The sequence below is a fragment of the Actinophytocola sp. genome (assembly GCF_050699915.1).
GTDB lineage: Bacteria > Actinomycetota > Actinomycetes > Mycobacteriales > Pseudonocardiaceae > Actinophytocola.
In genome coordinates, this window is sequence record NZ_JBOHGA010000037.1 from 21,151 (window position 1) to 38,938 (window position 17,788).

General features: G+C 72.8%; 18 protein-coding genes and 1 pseudogene. 9 read left to right on the top strand and 10 right to left on the bottom strand.

Going from position 1 to position 17,788, the window contains the following annotated elements; translation table 11 throughout:
- The first annotated feature begins 17 nt into the window (after positions 1-17).
- A complete protein-coding gene (locus tag ACRDSK_RS09910; RefSeq protein WP_431439703.1) occupies positions 18-1,772 on the top strand; it encodes a glycerol-3-phosphate dehydrogenase/oxidase in 1,755 nt (584 codons plus the stop codon).
- Positions 1,773-1,827: 55 nt separating this feature from the next.
- Here the strand turns inward: ACRDSK_RS09910 and ACRDSK_RS09915 are convergent, their stop codons facing one another.
- The 6 genes from ACRDSK_RS09915 to ACRDSK_RS09940 all read right to left on the bottom strand — a co-directional run bounded on the left by ACRDSK_RS09915 (position 1,828) and on the right by ACRDSK_RS09940 (position 7,367).
- Positions 1,828-2,640, bottom strand: a complete 813-nt coding sequence (locus tag ACRDSK_RS09915) for an ESX secretion-associated protein EspG (RefSeq protein WP_431439704.1) — start codon at positions 2,638-2,640, stop codon at positions 1,828-1,830.
- Positions 2,641-2,653: 13 nt separating this feature from the next.
- Complete coding sequence (locus tag ACRDSK_RS09920) at positions 2,654-3,991, bottom strand: PPE domain-containing protein (RefSeq protein WP_431439705.1); 1,338 nt, start codon at positions 3,989-3,991, stop codon at positions 2,654-2,656.
- A 6-nt stretch (positions 3,992-3,997) separates the two neighbouring features.
- On the bottom strand, positions 3,998-4,378 hold the full coding sequence (locus ACRDSK_RS09925) for a transcriptional regulator (RefSeq protein ID WP_431439706.1): 381 nt from the start codon (positions 4,376-4,378) through the stop codon (positions 3,998-4,000).
- Positions 4,379-4,523: 145 nt separating this feature from the next.
- Entirely contained in the window at positions 4,524-5,024 is a 501-nt protein-coding gene (locus tag ACRDSK_RS09930) for a DUF1707 SHOCT-like domain-containing protein (RefSeq protein WP_431439707.1), read from the bottom strand.
- A 64-nt stretch (positions 5,025-5,088) separates the two neighbouring features.
- Positions 5,089-5,580 carry a DUF1707 SHOCT-like domain-containing protein gene (locus ACRDSK_RS09935; RefSeq protein ID WP_431439708.1) on the bottom strand — a complete coding sequence of 164 codons (492 nt, stop codon included), beginning with the start codon at positions 5,578-5,580 and terminating at the stop codon, positions 5,089-5,091.
- Positions 5,581-5,597: 17 nt separating this feature from the next.
- Positions 5,598-7,367, bottom strand: coding sequence for an acetyl/propionyl/methylcrotonyl-CoA carboxylase subunit alpha (locus ACRDSK_RS09940; RefSeq protein ID WP_431439709.1), 1,770 nt, complete (start codon positions 7,365-7,367; stop codon positions 5,598-5,600).
- 103 nt (positions 7,368-7,470) lie between these two features.
- On the opposite strand from ACRDSK_RS09940, the gene ACRDSK_RS09945 reads away from it, so the two are divergent.
- Positions 7,471-8,166, top strand: coding sequence for a hypothetical protein (locus ACRDSK_RS09945; protein WP_431439710.1), 696 nt, complete (start codon positions 7,471-7,473; stop codon positions 8,164-8,166).
- Positions 8,167-8,326: 160 nt separating this feature from the next.
- On the opposite strand, the gene ACRDSK_RS09950 is transcribed toward ACRDSK_RS09945, so the two are convergent.
- The 4 genes from ACRDSK_RS09950 to ACRDSK_RS09965 are packed head-to-tail and all read right to left on the bottom strand — an operon-like array spanning position 8,327 to position 12,483.
- Complete coding sequence (locus ACRDSK_RS09950) at positions 8,327-8,950, bottom strand: Maf family protein (RefSeq protein WP_431439711.1); 624 nt, start codon at positions 8,948-8,950, stop codon at positions 8,327-8,329.
- A gap of 11 nt (positions 8,951-8,961) precedes the next feature.
- The gene (locus ACRDSK_RS09955; protein ID WP_431439712.1) at positions 8,962-10,563 is read right to left on the bottom strand and encodes a DHA2 family efflux MFS transporter permease subunit; all 1,602 of its coding nucleotides are present in this window, start codon (positions 10,561-10,563) and stop codon (positions 8,962-8,964) included.
- Between the two features lie 22 nt (positions 10,564-10,585).
- Positions 10,586-10,849 carry an acyl-CoA carboxylase subunit epsilon gene (locus ACRDSK_RS09960; protein WP_431439714.1) on the bottom strand — a complete coding sequence of 88 codons (264 nt, stop codon included), beginning with the start codon at positions 10,847-10,849 and terminating at the stop codon, positions 10,586-10,588.
- Complete coding sequence (locus tag ACRDSK_RS09965) at positions 10,846-12,483, bottom strand: acyl-CoA carboxylase subunit beta (RefSeq protein WP_431439716.1); 1,638 nt, start codon at positions 12,481-12,483, stop codon at positions 10,846-10,848. The genes ACRDSK_RS09960 and ACRDSK_RS09965 overlap by 4 nt, the downstream gene beginning before the upstream one ends.
- A 53-nt stretch (positions 12,484-12,536) precedes the next feature.
- Here ACRDSK_RS09965 and ACRDSK_RS09970 point away from each other — a divergent pair, with 53 nt between their 5' ends.
- The 7 genes and pseudogenes from ACRDSK_RS09970 to ACRDSK_RS10000 all read left to right on the top strand — a co-directional run.
- Entirely contained in the window at positions 12,537-13,358 is an 822-nt protein-coding gene (locus ACRDSK_RS09970; protein ID WP_431439717.1) for a biotin--[acetyl-CoA-carboxylase] ligase, read from the top strand.
- A gap of 81 nt (positions 13,359-13,439) precedes the next feature.
- Positions 13,440-14,003: a PH domain-containing protein gene (locus ACRDSK_RS09975; protein ID WP_431439718.1), complete on the top strand. Its 564-nt coding sequence runs from the start codon at positions 13,440-13,442 to the stop codon at positions 14,001-14,003.
- Between the two features lies 1 nt (position 14,004).
- A complete protein-coding gene (locus ACRDSK_RS09980; RefSeq protein ID WP_431439720.1) occupies positions 14,005-14,946 on the top strand; it encodes a hydroxymethylglutaryl-CoA lyase in 942 nt (313 codons plus the stop codon).
- 30 nt (positions 14,947-14,976) lie between these two features.
- The gene (locus ACRDSK_RS09985) at positions 14,977-15,603 is read left to right on the top strand and encodes an adenosylcobinamide amidohydrolase (protein WP_431439721.1); all 627 of its coding nucleotides are present in this window, start codon (positions 14,977-14,979) and stop codon (positions 15,601-15,603) included.
- Between the two features lie 78 nt (positions 15,604-15,681).
- Positions 15,682-16,116, top strand: coding sequence for a YbaB/EbfC family nucleoid-associated protein (locus tag ACRDSK_RS09990; RefSeq protein WP_431439723.1), 435 nt, complete (start codon positions 15,682-15,684; stop codon positions 16,114-16,116).
- On the top strand, positions 16,113-16,445 hold the full coding sequence (locus ACRDSK_RS09995; protein WP_431439725.1) for a hypothetical protein: 333 nt from the start codon (positions 16,113-16,115) through the stop codon (positions 16,443-16,445). The genes ACRDSK_RS09990 and ACRDSK_RS09995 overlap by 4 nt, the downstream gene beginning before the upstream one ends.
- Before the next feature lie 2 nt (positions 16,446-16,447).
- Positions 16,448-17,788 (top strand): annotated as a pseudogene (locus ACRDSK_RS10000) (hypothetical protein); the annotation flags it as partial.

Genomic DNA, 17,788 nt, shown 5'->3' on the forward strand with positions numbered 1-17,788 from the left:
GTACTCGAGGAGGCGCCGTGAGTGATCGCAAGGCATCCGGGCAGCACTCCACATCGGACACGATCGGTGGCCGGTTGGGTACCGAGGAGCGCGAGCAGGGCTGGCGACGGTTGGAGTCGGAGACGTTCGACCTCGTCGTCATCGGCGGCGGCGTTGTCGGCGCGGGCACCGCGCTCGACGCCGCCACGCGCGGGCTGCGGGTCGCGCTCGTGGAGGCTCGGGATCTCGCGTCGGGCACGTCGAGCCGCTCGTCGAAGTTGTTCCACGGCGGGCTGCGCTACCTGGAGCAGCTCGAGTTCGGGTTGGTGCGCGAGGCGTTGCGGGAGCGGGAGCTGATGCTGACCCGGCTCGCGCCGCACCTGGTGAAGCCGGTCAGCATCCTGTACCCGCTGACCCGCCGCGGCTGGGAGCGGCCCTACACCGCGGCCGGCCTGCTGATGTACGACACGATGGGCGGCGCGCGCTCGGTGCCCGGGCAGAAGCACCTCACCCGGGCGGGCGCGCTGCGGATGGCGCCGGCGCTGAAGTCGTCCGCGCTGATCGGCGGCATCCGGTACTTCGACGCGCAGGCCGACGACGCCCGGCACACGATGACCGTGGCCCGCACCGCCATGCACTACGGCGCGGTCGTGCGCACCTCGACCCAGGTGGTCGGCTTCCTCCGGGAGGCCGACCGGGTGTCCGGGGTGCGCGTCCACGACGTCGAGGACGGGCGAGAGGCCGAGGTCCAGGCGAACGCGGTGATCAACTGCACCGGCGTGTGGACCGACGAGCTGCAGCGGATGTCCGGCTCGCGCGGCAGGTTCCGGGTGCGTGCCTCGAAGGGCGTGCACATCGTGGTGCCGCGGGACCGGATCGTGTCGGAGACCGGGCTGATCCTGCGCACGGAGAAGTCGGTGCTTTTTGTGCTCCCGTGGCGTAATCATTGGATCGTCGGCACAACCGACACCGACTGGAACCTCGACCTCGCGCACCCGTCGGCGACCAAGCACGACATCGACTATCTCCTCGAGCACGTCAACTCGGTGCTCGCGACGCCGCTCACGCAGGACGACATCGAGGGCGTCTACGCGGGGCTGCGGCCGCTGCTGGCCGGCGAGTCGGAGGAGTCGTCCAAGCTGTCCCGTGAACACGCCGTCGCCCGGGTGGCGCCGGGCCTGATCGCGATCGCCGGCGGGAAGTACACGACGTACCGGGTGATGGCCGCGGACGCCGTGGACGCCGCGTCGCCGGACGTGCCGGGCCGGCTGCAGTCGTCGATCACCGACAAGGTCCCGCTGCTCGGCGCGGACGGCTACCACGCGCTCGTCAACCAGGTCGACCAGCTCGGCGCGCGGCACGGGCTGCATCCCTACCGCGTTCGGCACCTGCTGGACCGGTACGGGTCGCTCGTGCACGAGGTGCTCGAGCTCGCCGCCGACCGCCCGGAGCTGCTGCGGCCCCTGGCGGGGGCGCCGGACTACCTGCAGGTGGAGATCGTCTACGCGGCTTCGCACGAGGGTGCGCTGCACGTGGAGGACACGCTGTCGCGGCGGACCCGGATCTCGATCGAGTACCCGCACCGGGGCGTGGACTGCGCGGACCAGGTGGCGCACCTGATGGGCGAGGTCCTCGGCTGGGACGAGGACACGATCGCCCGCGAGATCAAGGTCTACACCGCTCGGGTGGAGGCCGAACGCGACTCGCAGACCCAGCCGGACGACCAGGCCGCCGACGCCCGCCGGGCCGCCGCCCCGGAGGCCCGCCCGGAGCTGCTCGAACCGGCCACCTGACGTGGCCAGCCGCCTGAGGTGGACCGCTTGACGTGGGCCACCTCGGGCGGACCGCTCAGGAACGCTGCTGCTGTTGCTCCTCGTGCAGGGTGGTCAGGTGCTGGAGCATCCGGCGGCCGTCCGCGGGGGAGATCGTCGTCCAGGCCTCGCCGCCCTCGGACTCGCGGCGGATCTGCAGGTAGCGGCCGTCCTTGGTGTCGAAGAAGCTGATCACCCGGTCGGCCCGTACGCGGCGGCCCCACTTGTCGCGCACGGCGCTGCCGAACTGGCCCTGGTTGACCACGTCGCCGATCATCTCGGCCAGGTTGGCCGCGTCAGAGGTCTTCACCCCCTGGGTGCGCAGCGCCCCCTCGAACCTCGCCCGCTCCGTCGCCTCCCGGGCGGCGGCCTCGAAGTCGGCCGTGCGCAGCGTGATCGACTGGCCGGGGCCGGCCGGCATGGGCGGCAGCACGGACAACGCGTGGCGCGGCAGGCCGGTCGCGTCGGCATCGCGCAGCGTCAGCTGGCTGCCGGTCATCGTCGCCAGCACGGCCTCGTCGCCGGTGGCCGCCGCGAACAGGCGCAGCGGATGGCCGACCCACAGTCGCCCGTCGATCTCCCGCTCCGGGCGCCGCAGCAGCGACACCAGCCGGCCCAGGCGCGGGTCGAGCTCGACCGGGCGGCCCAGCCCGCGGCGCGCCAGGCTGTCCCACGCGTGGTGGACGAACCGCGCGCGCTCCGCATCGGTGCGACCGGGCGAGGGCACGCGCAGCACGAGCGGCATCGCGTCGAGTGCGAGGTGCTCCCACAGCACGTCGAACTCGAGAGCCGTGATGGTCAGCGGTTCGTCGAAGTCAGGCTCACCGAGCCAAGGGAACGGTGCGGTCATGCGAGTCCAGCGGCTAGCGGTCGGTGGAGCTGTCCCCGATCACGGTCGGCGGCAGCTTGTGCTCCTCGTCGAGGATAGCCACCGACTCGGTGACCTGCGGCGTTTCGGAGAAGTCACGCCGCCGGCGGGCGCGCTCGCCGACGACACCCTCGTCGTCGCCGAACCACTGGTTGGACCCGATCGCGTCCATGCCGAAGCGGCGCATGGCCGTCCGGTCCTGCGCACCACCGGCACCGGCACCGGTCGTCGGCGCCATCGGGGCAGCCGCGCCGGACTGGTGCACGGCCGCGTGCCCGACCGCCGCCTGGCTGGCCGCGGCCGCCTGCATGTCGCCCGTCGGCATGGCACCCAGGCCCACGACGGGCTTCGCGGTGGCACCGGACGAGCTGCCCGCGGCCGGCGAGCTGCTGCCGACCGGGACGCCGGAACCGCCGCCCGAACCCGAGCCCGACCCACCGCCCGCGCCGCCACCGAGGTTGCCGCTGAAACCGCCGCCGGTGCCGCTCGAGCCGCCGGCCGCGAGCCGGTTGTTGCGCGTACGGTCCCTGGAGCGGTTGTTGTTGGCGGACCCGGGCAGCAGCGGGTCGAGCACGCCGCTGAACGAGCCCTGGCTCGGCAGGAGCGGGCGGCGCCCGTCCGACTCGAGCAACGGCGCCGACGCGCCGCCCGTGCCTCCCGGCGGGCCGCCGTGGTGACCGCCGGCGTTGCCGAGGCCGGCCGGCGAGGTGTGCTGGGTGCCGACGAGCTCGCCCTGGTGCACGCCTTCGTTGTGGCTCAGGTCGCGCGGCGCGTCGAACGTGGCCATCGCACCGGTGTTGGTGTTGGTGTTCAGCTCGTAGGCGGCCATCACCTCGAAGGCCCGCTCCTCGGCGGAGGCGGCGCCCGCCTCGGTGCTCTCGAGGTCGGTCTGCGCCTGCACGACCTGCACGGCCGGCGCGATCGTCGGGTCCGGCTGGGCCGGCGGCACGTCCTCGGGCGTGGGCATGTCCGCCCGGGCGCGCGCGATGTGCTCGGCCTGGCTCTCCACGGCGGTACGCATGCCGGCCGCGTCCGCGCCGGTGTCGGTGGCCCACGTGGCGGTGACCGACAGGCGGTCGTACGCCGCCCCGGCCGCCTTACCGGTCCAGCTCGCTCCCGACTGCTCCAGCGCCTTCGCCAGGTCCTGGCCGATCTCGCCCAGCGCGGTGGAGATCGCCTCCCAGCGCCGGGACGGCTCCGCCGACGCGGCCGCACCCGGGCCGGCGTGCAGCATCAGGTAGAGCTCCTTGTGCGTGTGTCCACGCCACCGGGCCCCGTCCGCCGCTGGGGTGGCCGGCTGGGTCCCCGGCTGCTGCTCGGTCGGTTGAGTCACTGCCGGTCAGCCCCCGTTCCGGTTCACGCCGCTACGACCGCCGTTGTCGACCGCGCTGTACTGCTCGGCGGTCTTGTCGAGGTTCGCGACCGCCACGCTCAGCTGGTCGCGGTACGCGCGCAGCGAGTCGATGGCCGAGGCCGCGGTGTCCACGGAGCGCTCGTTGAAAACCACCGCGGCGTCCTGGCTCACCGGGTCCTTGGCCCACGCGGTGATCCGCAGCTCCTGGTTGGCCAGCCGCAGCTGCTCGTCGACCCGCGACAAGGCGTCCGCGAAGGCACTGCGCAGCGCCGGGACCGCCTCGGGATCGACTTTCAGGGAGTCGGTCGGCGCGGTTTCGTGCGCGCTCCTGCCGTGACCGTGCCCGCCCCCGCGCTCGCCTGCCACGCCGCCCTCCAACAAAGCCCGCCTGTGTTCGGTGGAACCTTATCCGTAGCGGATGCTCGGATTCGACGGTTCACCGGAACTTCGTGAGATCTTTTTGAGAGTTTGGCAAGGGTGGGTACGGCAGACAATCCGCCGATCGGCCCGTTCAGTAGCGCCCGTCGCGCCAGTCGGCGCGCATCCGGTGGTGCTGGTCGCGCATGGCGTCGCGGTAGTCGCGCATGGCCTGCCGGTGCGCGTTGTGTATGTGCTGGTTGAAGCCCCGGCGGCGGGAGCTGGCGATCGCGATGAAGACGAACGGCAGCAGGAAGACGAACGGCAGCTTGACGATGAACATCAGGCCGACCGCGAGCCCGACCGCGACGACCGGGACCAACACGGGCACGACCTTGTGGCGCAACGACGGCGAGCGGTCGGCCGCGGCGACCGGGGCCGGCCCCGGCCGGCCGAACGCGGGACGGGGCTCGGGCAGGTCGCCGAACAGGTCGAGCAACTCGCCACGGGTCTTGGCGGCGGTGACCTTCGCGCTCCGCTCGCCGTACTCGTCGATGTCGAGCCGACCGGCGCTCATGTGCTCGCCGAGCTTGCCCAGCGCGTCCTCTCGCTCGGTGTCGCCGACACGGATGTCGGACGCCTGGTAGTCGGTCACACCTCGATGGTACGGCGATCGGGGCGTGCTCGGCCGGGACGGACGGCCCGAACTGAGGACGTTCTCAGCCGTCCTTCTCGGTGCTGTCGTCCGCGACGCGCTCCTCGCGGTCGTCGTCGGCCGGTGACGGCGCGGCGGCCGGGGTCATGAAGGCGACGCCGAGCACCATCGCCACGGCGGCGACACCGAGCACGACGACGAACATCCACCACACACCGGAGACGGCCGTCATCACGATCGCCACGGGCAGGCCGACCAGCAACGACAGCACGCCGATGACGTCCATGACGCGGCTGGCGCGGGTGCCCGTGCGCCCACCCGGCCACTCCGGGTTGACCATCGTCGGCCGGCGCGGGGTGATCGCCGCGGTCAGGTCGGGGTGCGGGGCGGGCAGGTCGTCGAAGAGGGACTCGAGCTCGGCGCGGGTCTGCGCCTCGGTCGCCTGGCGCTGGCGCCGCTCATACTCCTCCGACGACAGCCGCCCGCTCGACAGGTGGACACCGAGCGCCGCGATGGCGTCGTCCCGCTCGGCCGAGCTGACCCGGATCTCAGCCAAGCCGTCCTCCAGTCGACCTAGTCCTTGATCTCGCAGAGCACGCTGCCCTGGGTGACCGTCTCGCCGGCGGCCACCGCGAGCCCGGTCACCGTGCCGGCCTTGTGCGCGGTCACCGGATTCTCCATCTTCATCGCTTCGAGGACCACGATCAGTTCACCCGTTTCCACAACGTGTCCGTCCTCGACCGCGAGCTTGACGATCGTGCCCTGCATCGGGGCCGTCACCGCGTCGCCGGAGGTCGCCGCGGCCTTGCCCGCACCGCGCTTGCGCGGGGCCGCCTTGCCGGCCGGGCCACCGCCCGCGGGCGCGCCGACCGCGAGGCCGCCGGGCAGCGACACCTCCAGGCGCCGGCCGCCGACCTCGACGACCATCGTCTGCCGCGGCTCCTCCTCCGCCGGCTCGGCGGCGTCGGTGAACGGGGCGATCTGGTTGTCGAACTCGGTCTCGATCCAGCGGGTGTGCACGGAGAACGCCGCGTCCCCGGTGGCGCGGAAGGCCGGGTCCCGCACGATCGCGCGGTGGAAGGGCAGCACGGTGGCCATGCCCTCGACGACCATCTCGTCCAGCGCCCGGCGCGAGCGCTCCAGCGCCTGGGTGCGGTCCTCGCCGGTGACGATCACCTTGGCCAGCAGGGAGTCGAACTGCCCGCCGATCTCGGAGCCCGACTCGACGCCGGTGTCCACCCGCACGCCCGGGCCGTCCGGCGCGACGAAGCGGGTGACCACGCCCGGCGCGGGCAGGAAGTTGCGGCCCGCGTCCTCGCCGTTGACGCGGAACTCGATGGAGTGCCCGCGCGGCGCGGGGTCCTCGGTGAACCGCAGCCGCTCGCCGGCCGCGATCCGGAACTGCTCGCGCACCAGGTCCACGCCCGCGGTCTCCTCCGATACCGGGTGCTCGACCTGCAGCCGCGTGTTGACCTCCAGGAACGAGATCGTCCCGTCCAGGCCGACGAGGTACTCGACGGTGCCCGCGCCGGAGTAGCCGGCGGCGAGGCAGATCGCCTTGGCGCTCTCGTGGATCTGCGCGCGCTGCTCGTTGGTCAGGAATGGCGCGGGAGCCTCCTCGACCAGCTTCTGGTGCCGGCGCTGCAGCGAGCAGTCCCGGGTGCCGACGACCACGACGTTGCCGTGCTTGTCCGCCAGGACCTGGGCCTCCACGTGGCGCGGCTTGTCGAGGTAGCGCTCGACGAAGCACTCGCCGCGGCCGAACGCGGCCACGGCCTCGCGCACCGCGGAGTCGAACAGCTCGGGGATCTCCTCGCGGGTTCGGGCGACCTTCAGGCCCCGGCCGCCGCCGCCGAACGCCGCCTTGATCGCCACCGGCAGCCCGTGCTCGTCGGCGAACGCGACGACCTCCTCCGGGCCGTCGACGGGCTCCTTCGTCCCGGGCACCAGCGGCGCGCCCGCGCGCGTGGCGATGTGCCGGGCCGTGACCTTGTCGCCGAGGTCGCGGATGGCCTGCGGGTCCGGGCCGACCCAGACGAGCCCGGCGTCGTGCACGGCCTGGGCGAAGTCGGCGTTCTCGGACAGGAAGCCGTAGCCGGGGTGCACGGCGTTCGCGTCGGCCCGCTTGGCCACGTCGAGGAGCTTGCCGATGTCGAGATAGGTCTCCGCGGCGGTGGACCCGCCGAGCGCGAACGCCTCGTCGGCGAGCCGGACGAACGGGGCGTCGCGGTCGGGGTCGGCGTACACCGCGACGCTGGGCAGGTCCGCGTCCCGGCAGGCCCGGATGACGCGAACGGCGATCTCACCGCGGTTGGCGATCAGGACCTTGCGCAGCTCGGGCACGCCCAACTCCTCGTTGATACTGGTCTTCTCGGGGAGTCTACGGATCGGAGGGGGCGGCGGGACCGAGAGCAAGCTCACGCCGGAGTGGACGGAGGCGGACACCGTGGCGGGACGCAGACCATGGGCGGTCATCGTGGTAGCCGTGCTGTCCGCGCTGGTCGCGGGTGGTGCGCTGGTCGCCGCCCACCAGGCTCGGGACCGGCCGGCCGCGACGTCGACCCCGCCGTCCGCGTCGACGTCGCCGTCCCAGGTGGACGTGGACGGCTGTGTGCGCGAGCCGTGCGCGGTGCTGGCCACGGTCCCGGTGGCGGGCACGACGGTCGAGCTGGTCGCCGACCGGGGCGCCCGTTCGGGCCGGCTGCGGATCGGCGGCCCGAACTCCAGCGAGGTCATCGAGGTGACGGTCACCGACCTGGGCGTGCGGCTGACGCGGGAGTCGCTGCAGTGCGTGGTGTCCGCGCTGTCCGCCTGCGTCGTGCGCGGCAGCTACGAGGGCGGCACGGCGGGGCAGGTGGTCGCCGGCCGGTCGGGCAAGTGGAGCTCGCTGACCAAGCCTTTCGTGTCCGACGCCGGGTTCCTCGCGCTGGCCCAGGTCACGGTGGACTCGGGCCCGGAGGTGGTGGCGGTGCAGCACGACTGCGACCGCGCGGCGACCGACTGCGCCGGGACGCCGGTGTTCGCGCAGGTCTTCACGATGGGTGGCGCGGAGGCGGGCTGCACGCGGGACTACTCGTCGGTCGAGGCGCTGCCGGGCTTCCCGGCGGTGGAGATCCGCTCCGACCAGCTGTCACCGTGCTAGTAGCCCGCGTGTTCAGGTGCCGGCTCGTGGTTCGTTTGCGAGGTCTCGCTACCCGACCAACGCAACCTCAGGGGAACGTGACGGCACTCAGCCACGAACTACAGGACCAACCGTGCCGTTCGCTGGTACGCGACCAACACTTTGAATTCCGGGGAGGCGGTTACCGTCGGGCCCAGAGGTCCACGACCGACACGCCGACCTCCACCAGCAGGCGGCGGGTCAGCGGCAGGCTGATGCCGATCACGCTGGACGGGTCGCCGTCGACGCCGTCCACGAACCAGCCGCCGAAGCCGTCGAGGGTGAAACCGCCGGCGACGACCATCGGCTCGCCGGTCGAGATGTACGCGTCGATCTCCGCCGGGCTCGGCGAGCCGAAGCGGATCGTCGTCTGGGCGGTGCCGCTCGCCAGCGCGCCGAGCACGCCGCCCTGGATGCGCAGCACCGTGTGGCCGGTCAGCAGCACGCCGGTGCCGCCGCCCATCATGATCCACCGCTCGCGGGCCCGCTCTGGCGTACCGGGCTTGCCGACCAGCATCCCCTCGTGGGCCAGCATCGAGTCGCAGCCGATGACGACCGAGTCCGGGTGGTCGCCCGCTACCGCGTCGGCGACCGTGCGGGCCTTGGCCTCCGCGAGCGAGGCGACCAGCTGCTCCGGCGACGCGCTGGGCAGCGAAGACGCCAGCGCGTCCTCGTCGACCCCCGACACGTACTGGACGGGCTCGATGCCGGCGCCGCGAAGGACTTGGAGTCTGGCCGCGGACTGCGAGGCGAGTACGAGCTGCACGGGCGCAGACCCTAGCCGACTCGCTCCTTGGTGCGGCTCAGGCGCGGCACGCGGATCCCGGTCGCGGCGAGAACTCCCAGTAGCAGCACGGCGATCGGCAGCACCAGGCTCGCCTTCGCGGCGACGGTGAACCCGTCGTGGAACACGCCGATGACGATTCGGCGCACGATGCCGGCGACCTCGGGGTCCAGGTTCGACGGGAGCGGCGGCCGGCTCGTGTCGAACTGGCTCGCCGTGTTCGCCGCGGCGCTGATCCGCTCGACGAACTCCTCGCGGTAGCGCGGCGGCAGCCGCTCCGCGTACCGGCGGGCCGCGTCCGGCACCGCGAACGCGACCCCGACCTGCAGCAGCATGCCCACCGCCGCGCTGCCGAGCACGCCGCCGACCTGGCGGGAGGTGTTGAAGACGCCGGACGCGGAGCCGATCAGCTCGCCGGGCAGCCGCGCCGTGGCCGCGGCGGTCATCGGGGCGTACACGCAGCCGATCCCCACGCCGGCCACGACGAGCCCCGGGATCAGCGCCGACGGTTCGGTGTCCGGCTCGGCGAGCCAGGCCAGGAACCCCGTGCCGGCGGCGAGCATGAGCAGCCCGGTGATGATCAGCGTGCGGGCGCCGATCCTGGTCCACACCGCGCCGACGATCATCGCGAAGACGCCGGCGATGATCGCCATCGGCAGCGCCAGCATGCTCGAGCCCAGCGGCGAGAGACCGAGCACGGTCTGCAGGTAGAGCACCAGCGGCAGGAACATCCCGGTGGTGGCGAACCCGAGCGCGGCGTGCACGAGGTTGGCGGAGCCGAACGTGCCGTCGCCGAACAGGGAGTTGGGCACCAGCGGCTCGACGTCGGTGCGGGCCCGGCGAAACCACAGCTGTCGCCACGCGAACAGGCCGAGGAAGACCAGGCCGCCGATGATCAGGTGCAGCACGGTGACCGGCCCGAACGCCTTGCCCCAGTGGTAGTGCTGGCCGTTCTGCACGCCGAAGACCACCAGCAGCAGGCCGAGCGAGCACAGCGTCGCGCCGAGCGCGTCGAACCGCATCGCGCGGCGCGGCTGCCAGTCCGGCAACGCCACCGCTGCGATCACCAGGCTGGCCACGCCGATCGGCAGGTTGATCAGGAAGATCCACTGCCAGCCGATGTGCTCCACCAGCAGCCCGCCGACGACCGGCCCGGTGATCGTCGCGACACCGGCCACCGCGCCCCACACGCTGATCGGCAGCCCGCGCTTCTCCGGCGGGAACAGCCGGGTGATGAACGAGAGCGTCTGCGGGGTCATCGCGGCCGCGCCGAGGCCCTGGACCGCGCGGGCGGCGATCAGCTCGCCGGGTGAGGTCGCGAGCCCGCTCCACAGCGACGCCCCGGTGAAGATCACCAGCCCCACGAGCAGGACCCGCTTGGGCCCGTACCGGTCGCCGAGCCGGCCGGTGAGCAGCAGCGGCACGGTGTTGGCCAGCAGGTAGACGCTGTTGACCCAGACGACCTCGTTCAGGTTCGCCTGCAGCCCGCCGAGCATGGCCGGGATCGCCACGGTGACGATCGTGGAGTCGAGCATGATCATGAAGAAGCACGCGCACAGCGCCCACATGGCCGTCCACGGGCTTCGCATGGTCATCCTCGAAAGTTAGGGGCCGGACTCAGAACGCCGATGCGCGCCACGCCCCTGGCCCGTGCCGCAGCGGGGCGCGCAGCAGCGCACCCCGATCCGACCACCGCGACCGCCTGTCCGGTTCCACCCGATCGCCCCCCGCCGCCGCGAGCACCGCGGCGACCGCGGCCAGCGCGGCGACCTCCGCGTCGTCCGGCTCCCCGCGCTCAACGCGCAGGAATGGCCCGCCAGTAAGGACGCCTTCCGGACGTTCAGCGTCGTGAAGGACGCCTTCCAGGCATTCGTCACTCACAGCGGGATGTTCCCGTGCTTCTTGGGGGGCAGGGTTTCGCGCTTCTCGCGCAGCAGCCGCAGCGCGCGGGCCACGTGGCCGCGGGTGTGCGAGGGCGGGATGACCGCGTCGACGTAGCCGCGCTCGGCCGCCTGGTACGGGTTGCACAGCGCGTCCTCGTACTCCTGCTGCAGCCGGGCCCGCAGCTCGTCGACGTCCTCGCCGTTGTCGGCCGCGGAGGCGAGCTTCTTGCGGTGCACGATGTTCGCCGCGCCCTGGGCGCCCATCACGGCGATCTGGGCGGTGGGCCAGGCGAGGTTCATGTCCGCGCCGAGGTGCTTGGAGCCCATCACGTCGTACGCGCCGCCGTAGGCCTTGCGGGTGATCACGGTGACCTTGCCGACCGTCGCCTCAGCGTAGGCGTAGATCAGCTTGGCGCCGCGGCGGATGATGCCGTTCCACTCCTGGTCGGTGCCGGGCAGGAAGCCGGGCACGTCGACGAAGGTCAGCACGGGCACGTTGAACGCGTCGCAGGTTCGCACGAACCGGGCCGCCTTCTCCGAGGCGTCGATGTCCAGGCAGCCGGCGTACTGGGTCGGCTGGTTGGCGACGATCCCCACGCTCGCGCCCTCCACCCGGCCGAAGCCGACGAGCACGTTCGGCGCGAACAGCGGATGCACCTCGAGGAACTCGCCGTCGTCCACGACGCGGGTGATGACCTCGTGCATGTCGTAGGGCTGGTTCGGCGAGTCCGGCATGAGCACGTCCAGCTCGCGGTCGACGTCGGTGATCGACTCGGCCACCGCGCCCGTCTCGACGAAGCCCTCGAAGATCGGCGGGTCGGACATGTTGTTGGACGGCAGGAACGACAGCAGCTCCTTGACGTAGGAGATCGCGTCGTCCTCGTCGGCCGCGAGGTAGTGCGCGTTGCCCGACTTGGTGTTGTGCGTGCGGGCGCCGCCGAGCTCCTCGAAGCCGACGTCCTCGCCGGTGACGGTCTTGATCACGTCCGGGCCGGTGATGAACATGTGCGAGGTCTGGTCGACCATCACGACGAAGTCGGTGAGCGCCGGGGAGTACACGTGCCCGCCCGCGTTCGCGCCCATGATCAGCGAGATCTGCGGGACCACGCCGGACGCGCGGGTGTTGCGGATGAAGATCTCGCCGTAGAGGCCGAGGGAGACCACGCCCTCCTGGATGCGCGCGCCGCCGCCCTCGTTGATGCCGATGATCGGCCGGCCGGTCTTCAGGGCGAGGTCCATCACCTTGACGATCTTCTCGCCGTAGACCTCGCCGAGCGCGCCGCCGAACACCGTGACGTCCTGGCTGAACACGCACACCGGGCGGCCGTCGATGGTGCCGTGGCCGGTGACCACGCCGTCGCCGTAGGGCCGGTTGGCGTCGAGGCCGAAGTTGGTGGACCGGTGCCGGGCGAGCCCGTCCAGCTCGACGAACGACCCGGGATCGAGCAGCATGTCGATCCGCTCCCGGGCTGTCTTCTTGCCCCGCGCGTGCTGCTTGGCCACCGCGCGCTCGGAGCCGGCGTGCACGGCCTCGTCGTCGCGCCGGTACAGGTCGGCGAGCTTGCCGGCCGTGGTGTGGATGTCGGCATCCCCGGCCGGCGGCTCGCCGAGTGGTGCGGTCGCGCTGCTCATGGCTGTCGAGCCTATCCAGGCAGCCCACCGGGGTGGTCGGTAACGTGACCGGCGTGACCGACTTGGACGTGCTGGTCCTGCGGGAGCGGCTGGTGGCGCCGAACGGTCCCTACGCCGCGCTGGACGTCGTGGCGACCACCGGGTCGACCAACGCCGACCTGCTCGCGGCGGCCGGCGAGGGAGCCGTGGACCGCACCGTGCTGGTCGCGGACGCCCAGACCGCCGGGCGCGGCCGCCGGGACCGGACCTGGGTCTCCCCTGCCGGGACCGGGCTCTACCTGTCGGTGCTGCTGCGACCATCCGCGGTGCCGGCCGGCCGGCTGGGCACGCTCGGCATGGTGGCCGGCCTCGCGCTGATGCACGTGGCCACCGAGGCCGGCGTCACCGCGAGTCTCAAGTGGCCCAACGACCTCATGATCGCCGGCGCCAAGTGCGCGGGCGTGCTGTCCGAGGCGGTGCCCGACGGCGCCGCGCAGGCCGCGGTCGTCGGCATCGGCCTCAACGTCGCCCCGCTGCCCGAGACCGTGCCGGCCGGCCCCGGCGGACTCCCGGCCACCTGCCTCGCCGACCACGGCGCGACGACCACCGACCGCGGCACGCTCGCCATCGGCTTTCTCGGTGCCTTCCTCGAGCTGGAGCACACCTGGCGGTTCGCCGACGGCGACGTCGAGCGCAGCGGCGTGCTCACCGGCTACCGCGAGGCCTGCGGCACCCTTGGCCAGCGGGTTCGCGCCGAGCTGCCGGGCGGCTCGACCCGCGTCGGCGTAGCCGTGGACGTGGACGCCGGCGGGCGGTTGTTGATCAAGATGGACGACGGCGCGGTCAGCGCGCTCTCCGCCGGCGACGTCGTTCATCTCAATCCCGAAGACGTTTAGCACTCCGCGCACCCGGGGTCGGCCGGCGCCGGTACGGTTACCCCGGTCAGAACGCCAGAGGCGCTTTTTCGGGAGGACGTCGTGCCCTATCCAGACGATCTGCTCAGCGACGGCGAGCGCGTCATTCTCCACCGGCACTCGCACTGGAAGATGCTTCTGGTGCCCTACCTCGTGCTGATCGTGACGCTCGCGCTCGGCATCTGGCTCGCGATCCTTGTCCAGGACCAGTCGTGGAACATGGTCGCGTGGATCGCCATCGGCGTGCTCGGCCTGGGGATCCTGATCTGGCTGTTCTTCGTGCCGTTCCTTCGGTGGCGGACCACCCACTTCATCGTCACCACCGACCGGGTGATGGCGCGCGAGGGCGTGATCAACCGCACCGGCATCGACATTCCGCTCGGCCGGATCAACAGCGTCCGCTTCGAGCACGGCCTGGTCGACCGGATCTTCGGCTGCGGCACGCTGATCATCGAGTCGGCGTCGCAGGAGCCGCTGGAGTTCGACGACATCCCCAAGGTGGAGAAGGTGCACACCTTGATCTACCGCGAGGTCAACGACAACCCGCACGACGACTTCAAGCGCGGCGGCACCACGGAGTTCGAGCCGGGCACGTTCCCGGCCGAGGGCGAGCCGCAGGGCCGCTGAGTTGACCGCGCGGGACCTCGGGCTCCCGGTCCGGGTGTCCGGCGAGGACCTGCCGGCCGCGGTCACGATCTGGGAGGTCGGCCCGCGCGACGGCCTGCAGAACGAGAAGGCCGTCGTGCCGGTCGCGGTCAAGCTGGAGTTCCTCGACCGGCTCGCCGCCGCGGGGCTCACCACGATCGAGGCGACGAGCTTCGTGCACCCGAAGTGGGTGCCGCAGCTCGCCGACGCCGAGGAGCTGCTCGCCGGACTGTCCATGCGGGACGGTGTGCGCTACCCGGTGCTGGTGCCCAACGAGCGCGGCCTGGATCGCGCGCTCGCGGCCGGCGTGCGGCACGTCGCCATCTTCGCCAGCGCCACGGAGACCTTCGCCAACCGCAACCTCAACCGCTCGCTCGACTCCCAGCTGGAGATGTTCGAGCCGGTCGTCACACGCGCGGTCGCCGAGGGGCTGGACGTGCGCGGGTACGTGTCGATGTGTTTCGGCGACCCGTGGGAGGGCCCGGTCGACCCGGCCGCGGTCGTCTCGGTAGGGCGGCGGCTGCTCGACATGGGCTGCACGCAGCTCTCCCTCGGCGACACGATCGGCGTGGCCACCGCCGGCCAGGTCGAGGCGCTGCTGGACGCGTTCGCGGCGGCGGGCACCCGGCCGGCCGCGCTCGCCGTGCACTTCCACGACACCTACGGCCAGGCGCTCACCAACACGCTCGCCGCACTGCGCCGCGGGGTGACCACAGTGGACTCCTCGGCCGGTGGGCTCGGCGGCTGCCCGTACGCGGAGTCGGCCACCGGCAACCTCGCCACCGAGGACCTGGTGTGGCTGCTGGACGGGCTCGGCGTCGCCACGGGCGTGGACCTCGACGCGCTCGCCGACACCAGCGCGTGGCTCGCCGGCGAGCTCGGCCGGCCCAGCCCGTCCCGCGTGGTGCGCGCGCTGCGGGGCTGACGTGCGTGCCTTGGTGTGCCAGGAGATCCGGTGACGCCGGAGCTCGCGTCGGTGGCCGGCGGGGCGGTGCTGGTGTGGCGGCTCGAGGTGCCGCTGCTGACCATCTCGTCCAGCCCGCTGGGCGGCGGTCTCGGCTTGCGGCACTGGGTGCTGAACGCGACCGTCCCGGACGGCTACGCCCGCCGCGACCCCGACGTCCACCTCACCGAGCTGGCCCGCTCGCTGGGGCTCGCCGGCGAGGGCGCCGGGTTCCTCACCGCGGTCGACGTGCGGGACGTCGTGCACCGGTCCGAGGGTGGCGTGCGTGCGTCGGTCACCGCCGGCGTCGGCGCGCACCCCACCTGGGCGGCCGCGCCGGACCCGGTGGCGGCGGCCGGTCCGGGAACGATCAACGCCGTGTGCTTCTCCGCGGTCCGGCTCTCCGAGGCGGCGCTGGTCAACGCGGTCGCGACGATCGCGGAGGCGAAGGCACAGGCGTTGTGGGAGGCGGGCGTGCCGGGCACCGGAACCAGCACCGACGCGACCGCCGTGCTGTGCCCCGCGGACGGGCCGGCCGAGCCGTTCGGCGGCCCGCGCTCGCCGGTGGGCGGCGCGCTCGCACGTGTGGTGCACTCGGCCGTGTCGGCGGCGTTGCCGGATCGTCGACTCAGTCGTTGAACTCACCGGAACCGGGACGCCCCGGCAGGCGTCCAACATCGGTCCGACGACCATGCCGTCACCCACACGGAGGTAGCCGTGGAGGCTGACCACCGAGCTCAGGTCGAGGAACTGCTCGCCGGGTACCGGCGCAGCCGGGAGCAGCTGGGCGCCGTGCACCGCAAGCTCGCCACCCTCCAGGCGTCGGCGACCAGCGAGGACGGTCTGGTGACGGTCACCGTCGGCGCGCAGGGACGGCTCACCGAGCTGGTCATCGTCGACTCCGCGTACCGCAAGCTGCGCCCGCACGAGCTCGCCGCGACCATCGTCGCGCTGACCGCGACGGCCGCCTCGAAGGCGTCCCGCGCGGCGAGCGAGGCGATGGCGCCGGTGCTGCCGCCGGACACCGACCCCGACGCGCTGCTGCGCGGGACGGCCGACCTCACGCCGGCGGAGCTCAAGCCGGAGCCGCCGGATGCCGAGGAGACATTCGAGGACCTCAGCTGGATGCGAGCGGGGAGTAAGAAGCGATGACCGACGGGTACGAGGCCGACTCCGCGCGGCTCGCCGGGCAGGCCGGGCAGCTGGATCCGCTGGCCAGCCGGGTCACGTCGATTCACGAGACGCTGTCCGCGGCGCTGTCCGAGGCCGGCCCGTGCTGGGGTGGTGACGCCGTCGGGCAGAGCTTCGGCACCGCGCACGCCGGTCCGGCCGACTCGACGCTGTCTCGCCTGGGGTCGTTGCCCGAGCAGCTCGGCTCCGTCGGCACCCGGTTCACCGACACCGCGGCCCGGTACACCGCCGACGACGACCATGGGGTCGAGCGGCTGCGCGCCGCCGGTCCTGACGTCTCCGAGGCGTAGTCATGGGAATCGAACTGCCTCCCGAGCTCGCCGACGTGGCCGCGCAGGCCGGCGTCCAGTGGCCGGAGGCCGACGAGGAGGTCATGGGCCGGTCGGCGCAGGCGTGGCGCGAGGCGGCGACCAGCATGTCGACGGTGACGACCGAGGCGGACACGACCGTGCGGGGCGGGCTCGACTCGGTGCGCGGGGACACCGGGACCGCGGCGACGCAGCACTGGCAGACGTTCGTCGAGCCGGACTCGGGGCACCTGACGTCGACCGTGCGTGGGATGAACGACGCCGCCGACCGACTGGAGCACGCGAGCCAGCAGGTGGGCGCCGCGAAGGTCGAGATCGTGCGGAACCTGGTGTCGCTGGCCCAGAACTCCGACGCCGCGCACAACGCCGCCGCGGCCGGGCACCCGATGGCCCTGGCGGGCCTGGACACCGCGGTCCGAGGTACGTCGGCCAACGTGGCGAACATCGAGTCGAACCTGATCAGCGCCGTGCAGCCGGCGTCCGGAGTGGACATGTCGACGGTGCGGGACCCGGTCAACGCGAACCCCGGCACCCACGCCCCGAACCTGCTGAGCACGGTGACCGACGGCGTTGCCGACACCGTCACCGACACGGTCGCCGACACCGCCGCCGTGGCCGACGACACCACACGAGGTGCCACGGACTTGGTCTCCAACACCACACAGGGCGCCACCAACCTGGTGGGCGGTGGCGGACAAGGTGGGCAGGGCGGCCCCGGTCTGCTGGCCGACACCGCGCGCGGTGCGACCAACCTGGTCGCCGACACCGCCCAAGGCACCACGAGCCTGGTCGACAACACAGCCGGGAACGTGGTCGGTGACGGTGGTCGGGGTCCCGGCGGTCCCGGCCTGGTGCCCGACACCGTCCACGGCGCCACGAACCTGGTTGCCGACACCGCGCAGGGCGCCACGAACCTCGTGGGAGACGGCCGGCCCGGACCGGGTCACGACGGCCCCGGTCTCGTGCCTGGCGCCGTCGACGTCGTGGGTGACACCGCCCGCGGGACCGCCCACGTCGTGGGCGACACGGCGCACGGCGCGGCCAACGTCGTGCCAGGCGGCGACCCGGACATCACCGGCCCGGTGCCCATCGGCGGCGACGACCAGCCCACCCCGCCCACCGGCCAGACCGTGCAGGCAGGCCTCGCGGGCGTGGACGTCGCGCCCAGCGCAGCGGCGAACCTCCCGCCCAACGCTCCGGTCGTCGGTGGCCCGCCCGGCCCCGGCGGGGGCCCCAACGTCGGCGGCTCGCCGGTCGGCGGCGGTCCGAGCTTCGGTGGTGCCCCGCCCGCGCCCGGTGGCGCGGTCGGCGGCCCGGTTCCCGGC